Source organism: Mycolicibacterium smegmatis (assembly GCF_001457595.1).
GTDB classification, from domain to species: domain Bacteria; phylum Actinomycetota; class Actinomycetes; order Mycobacteriales; family Mycobacteriaceae; genus Mycobacterium; species Mycobacterium smegmatis.
In genome coordinates, this window is the sequence record NZ_LN831039.1 from 3,077,534 (window position 1) to 3,091,424 (window position 13,891).

The window sequence follows — 13,891 nt, forward strand, 5'->3', positions numbered from 1 at the left end:
GGGGATTCTTCCCTTGTGGGGAAGTCTGTTACAGCAATCCGAGCATCTGCAGGTTGCTGATGTACTTGACGATCACGTCGGCCGTGACGTGCGGAATGTCCTTGTCGGGGCCGATCTTCGCGTCCTGCACCGCGGCACGGAACCGGTCGGTGGGTGCCATGGCACCGCACACGGGCGGTGAGGGCTGCTGATAGTTGTGCAGCAGCGGCAGCAGCGAGGCCTGACGTTGCCGTTCCGGCAGGGCCCGCAGTGCGGTTTCGAACCGGCTCAGCCAGGTGGCGTAGTCGTCGACGCGGTGCACGGGGTAGCCGGCCTCGATCAGCCAGTCCACGTACTCGTCGAGGCCGATGCCGTCGTCGTACGGGTTCATCACGTGGAACGTCTCGAATCCGTCGGTGACCTGCGAGCCGATGGTGGAGATCGCCTCGGCGATGAACTCCACGGGCAGCCCGTCGTAGTGGGCGCGCTGCCGGTTGCCGTCCGCATCGAGTTCGTAGAACGAACCGGGCGCGATGCCGGTCGCCACGAGGCTCAGCATCAGGCGGGTGAACATGTCCGGCAGGTTCAGCTGACCCGAGTAGGTCGTGTCGGCCAGGATCATGTCGCAGCGGAACACCGAGACCGGCAGACCACACCAGTCGTGCGCCTCCCGCAGCAGGACCTCGCCGGCCCACTTGCTGTTGCCGTAGCCGTTGGCGTACGAGTCGTCGACCCGGCGCGTCGCGCTGATCTCGCGGATGTCGGCGTCCTCGACGAACGCCTCGGGGGAGATGCCCTGTCCCACACCGATCGTCGAGACGTACACGTACGGCTTGATCGTGGTGGTCAGCGCGATCCGGATGAGTTCGGCGGTGCCGAGCGCATTGGGTCCGAACATCTGGCTGTACGGCAGGACGTGATTGACCAGGGCGGCCGGATCGACGATCAGATCGACGGTGTCGGCCAGTCGCTGCCACGTGTCGTGGTCGAGACCCAGATCGGCCTCGCCCTTGTCACCGGCGATCACCTCGAGGTGATCGGCTGCCAGCGCGCGGTAGTGCTCGAGCAGTGTCGCGTCCCCGGTGTCGAACGTGGCGTCCAGACGCGCCCGGGCCTCGTCGTCGCTGCGGGCGCGCACCAGGCAGATCACCTTGCCGTCCACCAGGTCCATGCGCTCCAGCCATTCCAGCGCCAGATAGCGGCCCAGGAACCCGGTGGCGCCGGTCAGCAGCACGGTGCGGATCTCGGTGCCCGAACGCGGCAGACCCGGCGCGGCGGACAGGGTCTTGGCGTCGATGAACTTGCCCAGGGCGAGATCACGCGCGCGCACCTCGGTGGCGTCGCGCCCGTGCACCGACGCGTATGTGGGGCGCTTGGAGCCGCGCAGTTCGCCCTCGATGTAGGCCGCGACGCCTGCCAGGTCGGTGGCCGGGCTGACGATGACGCCGACCGGCACGTCGACATCGAAGATCTCGTGCAACAGGTTCGAGAAGCTCAAGGCCGACAACGAATCTCCACCCAGATCGGTGAAGTGCGCATCGGACCGCAGATCCGTGACGGAGGCACCGAGCAGTGCGACCGCGGCGCGGCTGACGGTCTCGACCACGGGCCGGTCGGCTCCGTTGCGGCGCAACTCGCGCAACTCGTTGGCCTGCCCCTCGGCCAGGTCGGTGTAGAGCTGTTCGAGGCGTTCGCCGTAGTGCGCCTTCAGTTTCGGCCGGGCCAGCTTGCGGATACCGGTCAGCAGGCCGTTCTCCAGCGTGAAAGGTGTTGTCTCGACGAGGAAGTCACGCGGGATCTCATACGACTGCAATCCGGCGGCTCGTGCCGCGTCCTGCAGTGAGTCGCTGATGCGCGACTTGAGTTCGTCACCGTCCCAACGTGACAGTGCCTCTTCGGTCGGGACCACGACCGCCAGCAGATAGGACCGCGCGCTGTTGCCGTAGACGTAGATCTGGCGTACCAGGGGGCTGTCGCCGAACACCGCCTCCAGCTTGGAGACCGTGACGAATTCGCCCTGCGACAGTTTCAGCACGTTGTTGCGGCGGTCGAGGTATTCGAGATGGTCGGGCCCGAGCTCGGCGACGATGTCGCCGGTGCGGTAGTACCCGTCCTCGTCGAACATCTCGGCGGTGATCTCCGGACGCTTGTAGTAGCCGGGGAACATCTGCTCGGACTTGACCAGAAGTTCGCCGCGCGGGTAGGGCCGGTCCGTGGCGAAGTAGCCGAGATCGGGCACGTCGACCAGCTTGTAGTCGATGACCGGCGGGCGCTGGATCTGCCCGTCGATGAACACCGCGCCGGCCTCGGTGGAGCCGTAGCCCTCCAGCAGATGCATGTCGAGCAGGTCCTCGACCCAGCTCTTCATCTCCGCCGAGATGGGAGCCGATCCGGTCAGGGCCGAAACGAATCGCCCGCCGAGCAGTTGGGTGCGGACCTCTTCGAGGACTGCGGCTTCGGCTCGGTCCTCGGATCCCTCGGCGCGGCGGTTGTCGAGGCGGCTCTGGTACTCCTGGAACAGCATGTCCCAGATGCGAGGAACGAAGTTGAGCTGCGTGGGCCGCACGAGGGCGAGGTCCTCCAGGAAGGTGGACAGGTCGCTGCGTGCGGCGAAGTACGCGGTTCCGCCGCTGGCGAGTGTGCTGCACAGGATGCCGCGCCCCATGACGTGACTCATGGGCATGAAGTTCAGGGTGATTGACGGCATCACGCCGAGGGTCTCGTCCCACCGGGCCTTGGACCCGGCCTGCCACATCGTGGCGGTCTTGGACTCGGGGTACATCGCGCCCTTGGGAGTGCCGGTGCTGCCGGAGGTGTAGATGAGAAGGGTCAGCGGGTCGGTCTCGTCGGGCACGTAGAGCGGTGCGTCGGCGAGTGACCGCCCGCGGTCCAGTACGTCGGTGATCGTCTCGACGACGACGCCGGTGCCTGCGAGCTTGCCCTTGGCCGCCTCGAACGCCTCACGCTGATCGTCGACCTCGTGGCTGTAGTCGAACACCACCAGTCGCGACGGCGCGGGCCCGGACTCGACGAGAGCGACTGCGTCGGCGAGGAAGTCGACGCTCGACGCGATCACCTTGGGCTCGGTCTCGGCGACGATCGGCTGCAGTTGGGCCACCGGCGCACTGGTCTGCAGCGGTACGGACACGGCGCCGAGTTCGAGCAGGGCGATGTCGATCGTCGTGTAGTCGACACTGGTGAAACCCAGGATGGCCACGCGGTCACCGGCATTCACCGGATGGTTGTGCCAGGCATTGGTCACGGCCTGGATCCGGCCTGCGAGCTGACGGTAGGTGATGGTGTCGAAGCGGGGCAGGAGCTTCGCGGTGGTGCGGCCTTCTTCGTCGGTGACGAACTCGACGGCGCGCTTGCCGAGCGCAGGGCGGTCCGCATAGCCGGCCAGAATCTGTTTGACCGCGGCAGGAAGGCGCAACTCCGGATCGGCGGCAGCCGCGCTGATCGCCTCGTCGGGACGGGCGGCGGCGAACTGCGGGTCGGTTTCGAACAAGTGGTCAATGCGCCGGTTGAAGCGGTCTTCGCGCGTTTCGATCGTCATATGAAATCCCCTGAGCAAATAAAAACTAAGTTCGGCACGGTGTGGCACCTGATGGTTACTACGCTTGTCTATGTAATTTGATTCCTTTTTGACCACTCCATTTGGTGCGATCTGCATCACTTTCGGCTTGGCGGATGGTGACGCTCACGGCAAACGACGCGCGGCGCTGCGCGCCGGAGTTATGCCGTTAGTAAAACTAAGTTGATTCCCGGTGTCCTGTGTCCAGCCTGCTGATGTGCTGTGAGTTCGTGGGCGTCGCACGCGGAACGCGCGCGTCTCGTCAGTGAATCGCGGGCACGGCGGCCGCGGGCTCGCGGCGACCGGCGAGGACCTCGACGATCGCGACCGGATCGGGTACCGCGACGAGCAGATCGCGCGTCGCCGTCAGCGCGGCGCCGGACGGCTCGACGTCACCGACCGTGGCCGCCAGGTCCAGCAGGTGCACGGTCGCCTCCATGAGCGCGACCTCCGCCACCACCGCCAACGTCGTACTGCCCACGACGGGGTAGCGGATGACGGTGTCGTGTGGCCTGGTCATCTCCGGCATGGCCCGCACTCGGCGCGCGCATTCGGCGAACCGGTTCGCTGCGTCCTCGGGTGTCAACGCCGTGGCCTCCGTGGCGGCCCGCTCGGCGATCCGGCCCGCGGTGGTGGTGGCCACGCCGTCGGGTTGGTTGAAGATGCGCAACAACTGTGCGGCGTCGGTCACCGCGGCGTCCCCCGAAACGGTTGCCGCCGCCAGTGACTCGAACGTCGTGACCTCGGGACACACGTGGGCGACCAGCGATCGCACGTCCCATCCCTCGCACCGTGTGCGGGCGCGCCACTGCGCCGCGGTGAGGCCGGCGCACCGGCGCCCCCACCGTTCCCACGCGTCGGCCAGCGTCTCGACCATCACCACGTCGCCAACCCCACGCGTCATGCGCCCAGCCTAGGAAGGTGCCGCCGAACGTGTCACGACGGTTCGCCGGGTCACCGCGCGGGTATCCGCAGTTTCGTCAAAGGAGGCATCATGACCGATTACGAGACCCGCGGTGGTCGCCTGACAATGCCGCGCAGCCGCGGCGCCGCCAGCGGATTGTTGCTGGTGGTACTGGGCATCTATGGCGCACTGATCCCGTTCGTCGGCCCGTATCTCGACTTCGCGTTCACTCCGGATCAGCCCTGGGCGTGGACGACGGCGCGTGGCTGGCTCGAGGTACTCCCCGGCGCGGCCACCGCACTCGGCGGCTTCCTGCTCCTGACGTCGGGCAACCGGCTGAGCGCGATGCTCGGCGGCTGGCTCGCGGTGCTGGGCGGGGCGTGGTTCGTCGTCGGCCGGGCGCTGGCCGGGCCGCTCGGGCTGGGCAACCCCGGATCACCCGTGGCGGTCACCGACGCCAAGCGCGTGACCCTGGAACTGGCGTACTTCGGCGGTCTGGGTGCGCTGATCATCCTGCTGGCGGCCATGGCGCTGGGCCGGCTGTCGGTCCGCAGTGTGCGCGACGTCGCCTATGCGCGCAGGCCGCTGGCCGGCGACCGCGCCGAGACCCGCTATGACGACCGAGTCGACGCGCCCGCCGACACGCACGTCGTGGACGCGCCGACGACGCAGATGCCCGCCCAACCGGTTGCGGCCACGGCGACGCCGACCACCTCGATGCCGGCTTCGCAGCACACCGAGTCGATGCGCGCACCGCGACGCAGGCGTTTCGGCGGGCTGTTCGGTCGCAGGCACACAACCGCGCACTAGTGTCCTGAGTCATTAATTCGGGCGCAGTAGTTGGCGATGCTGGCCAGGATTTGATCGGCGGTCTTGGTCCAGACGTAGGGCTTGGGGTTGTCGTTCCAGGTGTCGATCCACGCTCGGATGTCGGCGTTGAGTTGCCGAACTGAGGTGTGGGTGGAGCGTCGCAGCTTCTTGGTGGTCAGCTCGGCGAACCAGCGTTCCACGAGATTGAGCCAGGACGAGCTGGTCGGGGTGAAGTGCAGGACAAATCTGGGATGGCCTGTCAGCCAACGTTTTACCGCAGGGGTCTTGTGCGTGGAGGCGTTGTCGAGAACCAAGTGCACATCAAGATCGTCGGGGACCTCGACGTCGATCTTCTTGAGAAAAGCCAGAAACTCCGTGGCTCGGTGGCGAGAGTGCAGGGCGCCGATCACCTTGCCGGTGGTCAGGTCGAGAGCGGCGTAGAGGCTGGAGGTGCCGTGGCGAACGTAGTCATGGCTGGCCCGCGCCGGGGTGCCGGGCAACATCGGGAACACCGGTTGGGTCCGGTTCAGTGCCTGGATCTGGGTTTTCTCGTCCACGCACAGCACCAAGGCCCGTTCCGGTGGGTTCAGGTACAGCCCGACGACATCGCGGACCTTGGCCACAAACAGCGGGTCTTTCGACAGTTTCCACGAGTCCTGCTTGTGGGGAGCCAGTCCGAACGCTCGCCAGACGCGCGAGACCATCGACTGACTCAACCCCAGATGGGCAGCCATCGAGCGGGTTGACCAATGGGTGGCATCAGGCGGGGTGGTCTCCAACGTCGCGGTGATCAACGCTTCGATCTGCTCGTCACCGACAACCCGCGGCCGACCCGGACGTGGTTCATCAACGAGGCCGTCCAGTCGCAGCTCAGCGAACCGATTGCGCCAGCGCCGCACCGTGCCGATCGACAACTCCAGGCGATCGGCCAGTTCAGTATTGGACCCACCATCGGCAGCTGCCAACACAATTCGAGCCCGCATGGCCAGGCCGGCAGCACTCGTACGTCGCCGCGCCCAGCCCTCCAACTCGGCCCGCTCATCAGCGGACAACACAATCTCAGCGGCATGAGGAGTCGGCACGACCTAGTTTAACAACTAGGCCGCAATTAATGACTCAGGACACTAGGTGTATCGGGGGAGCGCCGGCTCCCCCGAGGTGTCACGCGCCGCGGAGGACCTCTTCGAGGACGTCGAGTCCCTCGTTGAGCAGATCGTCACCGATCGACAACGGCGGCAGGAAACGCACCACGTTTCCGTAAGTGCCGCAAGACAATACGATCACCCCCGCGGCGTGCGCACCTGCGCACAGGGCCTTGGTCAGGTCGGCATCGGGTTCGGTGGTGCCGGCCTTGACCAGTTCCATCGCGATCATCGCGCCGCGGCCCCGCACATCCCCGATGCGGTCGTCCTCGGCCTGCAGGCGTCCCAGCCGGTCCTTCATGATCTTCTCGATCTGCTGCGCACGCGCCACGAGCCCCTCGGATTCGATGGTCTCGATGGTCGCCAGCGCGGCCGCGCACGCGATCGGGTTGCCACCGTACGTGCCACCGAGTCCCGACACGTGCGGCGAGTCCATGATCTCGGCGCGTCCGGTGACCGCCGACAGCGGCAGGCCGCCTGCGATGCCCTTGGCGGTGACGATCAGATCGGGATCGATGCCCTCGTGCTCGCACGCGAACATCGCGCCCGTGCGCGCGAAACCCGTCTGGACCTCGTCGGCGATGAACACCACATCGTTCTTGCGGCACCAGTCGAGCAGCGTCGGCAGGAAACCGTCGGCGGGCACGATGAAGCCACCCTCACCCTGGATCGGCTCGATGACGACCGCGGCGAGGTTGTCGGCGCCGATCTGCTTGTCGATGACGGTGATCGCACGCTTGGCCGCCAGTTCGCCGTCGGTCGCCAGTTCCTTGCCGAACTCGGCATCGCGGAAGGGATAGGACAGCGGCGCGCGGTAGATCTCCGGCGCGAACGGTCCGAACCCGTGCTTGTACGGCATGACCTTGGCCGTCAGCGCCATGGTCAGGTTGGTGCGGCCGTGATAGGCGTGATCGAACGCGACGACCGCGGGTTTGTGCGTGTGGGACCGCGCGATCTTGACGGCGTTCTCGACGGCCTCCGAACCCGAGTTGAACAGGGCCGAGCGTTTGTCACCGCGGACCGGGGTCAGCCGGTTGAGTTGCTCGCAGACCGCGACGTACCCCTCGTACGGCGTCACCATGAAGCATGTGTGGGTGAAGTCGCCGACCTGGCTGCGCACGGCCTCGACGACCTTCGGCGCGGAGTTGCCCACGGTGGTGACGGCAATGCCTGATCCGAGGTCGATCAGCCGGTTGCCGTCGACATCCTCGACGATGCCGCCGCCGGCCCTGACCGCGTAGACCGGCATCGTGGTGCCGACGCCGCGGGCGACGGCTGTGCCCTTCCTGTCGATCAGTGCCTGGGATCTCGGCCCAGGTATGGCGGTGGCGAGATGGCGGCTCTGCTCGGGATGGCTCACGGCGGACTCCTCGGCCGGAAAGGGGCGTGACAAGGGGCTTGAAAAGTGGAGTGGACATCGCGCGGATCGAGCCTAAACTCCGGCGGCAGTGGTGTAGCCGGTTTTCGACGCGGCTCCGGCGGCAGGTTTTGCCGGCCGGTTCGGCCGGATCCGCGAACACGGTGCGCACCCACCCCGGCCCGGATGTGCGAGCAACGTTAAGGTCCTGACAGCTGTCATTGGTGACCGCGCCATCCGCGGTGCCCTGCTGCAATGGCACACTGGTCAACTACGAGGTGCCGGTCTCGCCTGCGGTGCGGCCACCCTGACCGATACGAATCGACACGAAAGCCCTGTTATGGACCTGGTCATTTTCCTGCCCCTGCTCATCATCATGGGCGCCTTCATGTTCTTCGCGTCGCGGCGCCAGAAGAAGGCCATGCAGGCCACCATCGACCTGCACAACTCGCTGCAGATCGGCGACCAGATCCACACCACCTCGGGTCTGAAGGGCACGATCACCGGGATCAGCGACGATTACGTCGACCTGGAGATCGCTCCCGGCGTCATCACCACGTGGATGAAGCTGGCCGTCCGTGACCGTATCGACTCCGGTCTGGCGCAGGACGACGACGAGCTGAGCGAGCACACGAACGACACGGACGGCTACAAGAACGACTGACCACCTGACCACTCAGGAGCAACACGTACCCTTTGCGTGCTGACGAACTGATCTCAAGGAGACCCAAACAACGTGGCATCGTCTTCGGCGCCGGTGCATCCTGCGCGCTACCTGACGCTTTTTCTGGTGCTGCTTGTCGGCGTCTACTTACTGGTGTTCCTGACCGGTGACAAGAAGCCCGAGCCCAAGCTGGGCATCGATCTGCAGGGTGGCACCCGCGTCACACTGACGGCGCGCACCCCGGATGGTTCGGCACCCACACGGGATGCGCTGAACCAGGCCCAGCAGATCATCAGTGCCCGTGTCGACGGGCTCGGCGTCTCCGGCTCCGAAGTCGTGATCGACGGCGACAACCTGGTCATCACGGTTCCCGGTAACGACGGCAACGAAGCACGCAACCTCGGGCAGACCGCCCGGCTGTACATCCGCCCGGTCATCCACGCGATGGCGGCCCAACCGCCCACGGAGGACGGCCAGCCGCCCGCAGGTGCGCCAGGTGCGCCCGGCGCCCCGGGTGGAGCCCCCGGCGCACCCGGGTTGCCCGGTCTGCCTGGTCTGTCCGGTCTTCCCGGCATGCCGGGAGCTCCAGGAGCCCCCGGCGCCCCGCAGGAGGCGCCGCCGGGCATGCCAGTGCCCGGCGAGGCACCCGGCGGAGAGGCGCCCGCGCCGCCTGCCGGTGAGCAGCCGGCACCCCAGCCGCGGCCGTATCCGCTGGAACCCGCCCCGACGCCCGGCGAGCCCACACCGGCGCCCGCACCGGAACCGGCACCAGGCGAGAATCCGCCCGCCGCACCGGCGCCGGGCGCCGACGGTGACAAGGCCGATCTCGCTCAGCGCATCGCCACGGCCAAGCAGTGGCGCCAGAGCACCGACCCCACCATGCAGATCCTCGGGTTGCAGGTGCAGGCCAACCTGTGCGGCGAGGACGACATCCTGGCAGGCAACGACGATCCGAACCTGCCGCTGATCACGTGCTCCACCGACGGATCGACGGTGTACCTGCTCAACAAGTCGATCATGAGCGGCGAGGAGATCAAGAACGCCACGTCCGGCCTGGACCAGCAGCAGGGCCAGTACGTCGTCGATGTCGAGTTCAAGTCCGGCGGCGCGCAGACCTGGGCGGACTTCACCGCCGCGAATGTCGGCACGCAGACCGCGTTCACGCTGGACTCCAAGGTGGTCAGCGCACCGGAGATCCGTGAGGCCATCCCCGGTGGCAACACGCAGATCACCGGGCAGTTCACCGCCGACTCGGCCAAGGAGCTGGCAAACGTCCTCAAGTACGGTTCGCTGCCGCTGTCGTTCGAGTCGTCGGAGGCCGAGACCGTGTCGGCGACCCTGGGACTGTCCTCGCTGCGGGCCGGCCTGATCGCCGGTGCGATCGGTCTGGCGGCGGTGCTGCTGTACTCACTGCTGTACTACCGCGTGCTCGGCCTGCTGGTCGCGCTGTCGCTGGTCGCCGCGGGTGCGGTGGTGTACGCGATCCTGGTGCTGCTGGGCAGGTACATCGGTTACACGCTCGACCTGGCGGGTATCGCGGGTCTGATCATCGGTATCGGCACCACCGCCGACTCGTTCGTGGTGTTCTTCGAACGCATCAAGGACGAGATCCGGGAAGGGCGGTCGTTCCGCTCCGCGGTGCCACGAGGCTGGGTGCGCGCACGCAAGACCATCGTGTCCGGCAACGCCGTGACCTTCCTGGCCGCCGCGGTCCTGTATGTCCTGGCGATCGGCCAGGTCAAGGGATTCGCGTTCACGCTGGGCCTGACGACCATTCTCGACCTCGTCGTCGTGTTCCTCGTGACCTGGCCGCTGGTGTACCTGGCATCCAAGTCGCCGACGATGGCCAAACCCAAGCTGAACGGACTCGGCGCGGTGCAGCAGATCGCACGCGAACGCCGAGAGGTTTCGCATGCGACCGCGGGACGGGGTTAGACACATGGCCGCAAAACAGACAAAAGACGACGACACCACCTCGACCGCCGTCGAGGCCACGCCGATCGAGACGTCGGCCGATTCGGCCGCCCTGCCCAAGCACGGGTTCTTCGTCCGGCTGTACACGGGCACCGGCGCTTTCGAGGTCATCGGCAAGCGCAAGCTCTGGTACGCGGTCAGCGGCATCATCGTCGTGATCTCGCTCGCCAGCATCCTGCTGCGCGGGTTCACCTTCGGCATCGACTTCGAGGGCGGCACCAAGGTGTCGCTGCCCGCGGCCGGTGCGCAGGGGACCATCACCGTGCAGCAGGTCGAGGATGTCTTCAACCAGACCCTCGGCCGCTCACCGGAGTCGGTGGTGACCGTCGGCAGTGGCGGATCGGCCACCCTGCAGATCCGCGCCGAGACGCTCACCAACGAGGAAACCGAGGAACTGCGCAACGCGCTGTTCGACACCTTGCAGCCCAAGGGCGCCGACGGACAGCCCAGCAAGCAGGTCATCAGCGACTCGGCGGTGTCCGAGACGTGGGGCGGTCAGATCACCAAGAAGATGGTGATCGCGCTCGTGGTGTTCCTGGTGCTCGCCGCGATCTACATCACGTGGCGCTACGAGCGCTACATGGCGATCTCGGCGCTGGCGACCATGGTGTTCGACATCGTGGTGACCGCGGGCGTGTACTCGCTGGTGGGCTTCGAGGTCACCCCGGCCACGGTGATCGGCCTGCTGACGATCCTGGGCTTCTCGCTGTACGACACGGTCATCGTGTTCGACAAGGTCGAGGAGAACACGCACGGCTTCGAGCACACGACCCGCAGGACCTTCGCCGAACAGGCCAACCTCGCGGTCAACCAGACGTTCATGCGTTCGATCAACACCAGCCTCATCTCGGTGCTGCCGATCGTCGCGCTGATGGTCGTCGCGGTGTGGCTGCTGGGCGTCGGCACGCTGATGGACCTCGCGCTCGTGCAGCTCGTGGGCGTCATCGTGGGCACCTACTCGTCGATCTACTTCGCGACGCCACTGCTGGTGTCGCTGCGCGAACGCACCGAGCTGGTGCGCAAGCACACCCAGAAGGTGCTCAACCGTCGCCAGGCGGGCAAGGGCGCGGTGAAGACCGCCGCCGACGACGCGTCGGAGGAAGCCGACGGCGGCGACACCGTCACCGCGAGCTCGACTCCCGCCGCAGCCAAGCCCGCTCCCGGCGCCCGGCCGGCCCGCCCGTCCGGCGCCAGGACCGGTCGCCCGTCGGGTAAACGGACCAACCGGCGGTAGACCGGATGGCTCACCGGAGCGCCACCGCCCGCGCGCGGGCCGCAGTAGTGCTGGCGGTGCTGTCGCTGCTGGCGGGCGTGGGACTCACCAGCTGCGGCAGCGGCTCGGCCGGCGAGATCGACTACGCCGTCGACGGCACGCTGACGACGTACAACACCAACACCGTCGCCGGGGCCGCCTCGAGCGGGCCGCAGGCGTTCGCCCGCACCCTGACCGGCTTCGCCTACCACGGTCCCGACGGCCAGGTGGTCGCCGACCACGACTTCGGCACGATGTCGGTGGTGGGCCGCGCGCCGCTGGTGCTCGACTACGTCATCAACGACAACGCCGTGTACTCCGACGGCAAACCGATCACGTGTGACGACATGGTCCTCACCTGGGCCGCGCAGTCCGGGCGGTTCCCCGGATTCGATTCCGCGAGCCGCGCCGGTTACCGCGACATCGGTTCGGTGGACTGCGAACCCGGGCAGAAGCGCGCCAGGGTGTCGTTCGCGCAGGACCGCGGTTTCCTCGACTACGGCTACCTGTTCGCCGCGACGTCGCTCATGCCGTCGCACGTCATCGCCGACGAACTCGGCCTAGGCGACGGCGGCGTGGTCACGGCGTTCCGCGACAACGATCTCAACGCGATCGAGAACATCGCCAAGGCGTGGAACACGATCTGGGACCTCAAGCCCGACATCGACCTCAAACGCTTCCCGTCGTCGGGCCCCTACCGGCTCGACTCGGTGTCCGAGGACGGCTCGGTGGTGCTCGTCGCCAACGACAAGTGGTGGGGCACGCCTGCCATCACACCCAAGGTGACCGTGTGGCCACGTGGCGCCGACATCCAGGAACGCGTCAACGAGGGATCGTTCGACGTCGTCGACATCGCCACGGGCTCTTCGGGTCTGCTCAACCTGCCCGACGACTACGTCAGCACCGACACCCCGTCGGCCGGCATCGAACAGCTCATCTTCGCGCCGCGCGGCCCGCTCGGTGCTCCTGACGCCCGTCGCGCGGTGGCGCTGTGCACACCGCGCGACGTGATCGCCCGCAACGCCGAGATGCCGATCGCCAACGCGCGGCTGAGCCCGGCCTCGGAGGATGCGTTCAGCGTGGCCGAGGGCGCCGCGGAAGGCGGCCGGTTCAGCGTCGCCAACCCCGACGCCGCCCGCGACGCGCTCGACAACCGGCCGCTCACGGTCCGCATCGGCTACCAGACCCCGAACGCGCGGCTCGCCGCGATCGTCGGGGCCATCGCGAAAGCCTGTGCGCCTGCGGGCATCACGGTGCAGGACGCCGGCTCGGAGACCGCGGGCCCGATCGCGCTGCGCAACAACGAGATCGACGCACTGCTCGCGAGCACGGGAGGCGCTGCGGGCGCGGGTTCGTCGGGGTCGTCGGCGATCGACGCCTACACCCTGCACGTCGGCAACGGAAACAACCTGCCGAACTACAACAACGAGCGGATCGACGGCATCATCGACGCGCTCGCGGTCACCTCCGACCCCAAGGAACTGGCCCGACTGCTGGGTGAGGGCGCACCGATCCTGTGGAACGACGTGCCCACCCTGCCGTTGTACCGCCAGCAGCGCACGGTGCTCACGTCCAACAAGATGTACGCGGTGAGCGGCAACCCGACCCGGTGGGGTGCGGGCTGGAACATGGACCGGTGGAAGTTGTCGAAATGACGTTCAAATGACCCAGCACCACGACACGGCCGAGGTGTCGCGGGTGATCGCGACGCTCACCCGCGAGGTCGCCGACTTCCCCGAACCGGGCATCCAGTTCAAGGACCTCACGCCGCTTCTCGCCGATGCGCGCGGTCTGCGCGTGGTCACCGACGCGCTGGCCGACATCGCCTCGGGCGCGGATCTGGTCGCGGGTCTGGATGCGCGCGGTTTCCTGCTGGGCGCGGCGGTGGCCACCCGGCTGGGCACCGGTGTGCTGGCGGTCCGCAAGGGCGGCAAGCTGCCGCCTCCGGTCCACGGAGCGACGTACCAATTGGAGTACGGCACGGCGACCCTGGAGATCCCCGCCGAAGGAATTGACATCGCCGGGCGCAACGTTGTGATCATCGACGATGTGCTCGCCACCGGCGGGACGCTGGCCGCGGCGGCCAGGCTGCTCGGCGACTGTGGCGCCAACGTGACCGGCGCCGGAGTGGTTCTCGAGCTCGAAGCCCTCCGCGGACGCGAAGCGGTGGCACCATTGGGCGTACGAAGCCTGCACATCATCTGAGGGATATCCTCGAATTCGGGTTGCTGGGCA

At 67.2% G+C, this 13,891-nt stretch carries 10 protein-coding genes; 6 read left to right on the forward strand and 4 right to left on the reverse strand.

Annotated elements, in window-relative coordinates; genetic code table 11:
• Positions 1-28 precede the first annotated feature (28 nt).
• Both car and AT701_RS14835 read right to left on the reverse strand, forming a co-directional pair.
• Positions 29-3,535 carry a carboxylic acid reductase gene (car, locus tag AT701_RS14830; protein ID WP_058126112.1) on the reverse strand — a complete coding sequence of 1,169 codons (3,507 nt, stop codon included), beginning with the start codon at positions 3,533-3,535 and terminating at the stop codon, positions 29-31.
• 280 nt (positions 3,536-3,815) lie between these two features.
• Positions 3,816-4,457 (reverse strand): maleylpyruvate isomerase N-terminal domain-containing protein, encoded by a 642-nt coding sequence (locus AT701_RS14835; protein ID WP_058126113.1) that lies wholly within the window; start codon positions 4,455-4,457, stop codon positions 3,816-3,818.
• A gap of 90 nt (positions 4,458-4,547) precedes the next feature.
• On the opposite strand from AT701_RS14835, the gene AT701_RS14840 reads away from it, so the two are divergent.
• Positions 4,548-5,267, forward strand: a complete 720-nt coding sequence (locus tag AT701_RS14840) for a hypothetical protein (protein WP_058126114.1) — start codon at positions 4,548-4,550, stop codon at positions 5,265-5,267.
• Here the strand turns inward: AT701_RS14840 and AT701_RS14845 are convergent.
• Both AT701_RS14845 and gabT read right to left on the reverse strand, forming a co-directional pair.
• On the reverse strand, positions 5,264-6,349 hold the full coding sequence (locus AT701_RS14845) for an IS630-like element ISMsm2 family transposase (RefSeq protein ID WP_003887303.1): 1,086 nt from the start codon (positions 6,347-6,349) through the stop codon (positions 5,264-5,266). The genes AT701_RS14840 and AT701_RS14845 overlap by 4 nt on opposite strands.
• A 79-nt stretch (positions 6,350-6,428) precedes the next feature.
• Positions 6,429-7,769 (reverse strand): 4-aminobutyrate--2-oxoglutarate transaminase, encoded by a 1,341-nt coding sequence (gene gabT / locus AT701_RS14850; protein WP_058127630.1) that lies wholly within the window; start codon positions 7,767-7,769, stop codon positions 6,429-6,431.
• A gap of 337 nt (positions 7,770-8,106) precedes the next feature.
• On the opposite strand from gabT, the gene yajC reads away from it, so the two are divergent.
• The 5 genes from yajC (at position 8,107) to AT701_RS14875 (ending at position 13,861) form a co-directional block, all read left to right on the forward strand.
• Complete coding sequence (gene yajC, locus AT701_RS14855; RefSeq protein ID WP_011728722.1) at positions 8,107-8,430, forward strand: preprotein translocase subunit YajC; 324 nt, start codon at positions 8,107-8,109, stop codon at positions 8,428-8,430.
• 72 nt (positions 8,431-8,502) lie between these two features.
• Entirely contained in the window at positions 8,503-10,365 is a 1,863-nt protein-coding gene (secD, locus tag AT701_RS14860) for a protein translocase subunit SecD (protein ID WP_011728723.1), read from the forward strand.
• Between the two features lie 4 nt (positions 10,366-10,369).
• The gene (secF, locus tag AT701_RS14865) at positions 10,370-11,638 is read left to right on the forward strand and encodes a protein translocase subunit SecF (protein WP_011728724.1); all 1,269 of its coding nucleotides are present in this window, start codon (positions 10,370-10,372) and stop codon (positions 11,636-11,638) included.
• 5 nt (positions 11,639-11,643) lie between these two features.
• Positions 11,644-13,311 (forward strand): ABC transporter substrate-binding protein, encoded by a 1,668-nt coding sequence (locus AT701_RS14870; RefSeq protein WP_058126115.1) that lies wholly within the window; start codon positions 11,644-11,646, stop codon positions 13,309-13,311.
• Between the two features lie 7 nt (positions 13,312-13,318).
• Complete coding sequence (locus AT701_RS14875; RefSeq protein WP_011728726.1) at positions 13,319-13,861, forward strand: adenine phosphoribosyltransferase; 543 nt, start codon at positions 13,319-13,321, stop codon at positions 13,859-13,861.
• Positions 13,862-13,891 lie beyond the last annotated feature (30 nt).

Coding starts and splice junctions, on each gene's coding strand:
- AT701_RS14835 (WP_058126113.1), bottom strand. CDS start 4,457: ATGACGCGTGGGGTTGGCGACGTGGTGATGGTCGAGACGCTGGCCGAC.
- secF (WP_011728724.1), top strand. CDS start 10,370: ATGGCCGCAAAACAGACAAAAGACGACGACACCACCTCGACCGCCGTC.
- yajC (WP_011728722.1), top strand. CDS start 8,107: ATGGACCTGGTCATTTTCCTGCCCCTGCTCATCATCATGGGCGCCTTC.
- AT701_RS14840 (WP_058126114.1), top strand. CDS start 4,548: ATGACCGATTACGAGACCCGCGGTGGTCGCCTGACAATGCCGCGCAGC.
- AT701_RS14875 (WP_011728726.1), top strand. CDS start 13,319: ATGACCCAGCACCACGACACGGCCGAGGTGTCGCGGGTGATCGCGACG.
- AT701_RS14870 (WP_058126115.1), top strand. CDS start 11,644: ATGGCTCACCGGAGCGCCACCGCCCGCGCGCGGGCCGCAGTAGTGCTG.
- car (WP_058126112.1), bottom strand. CDS start 3,535: ATGACGATCGAAACGCGCGAAGACCGCTTCAACCGGCGCATTGACCAC.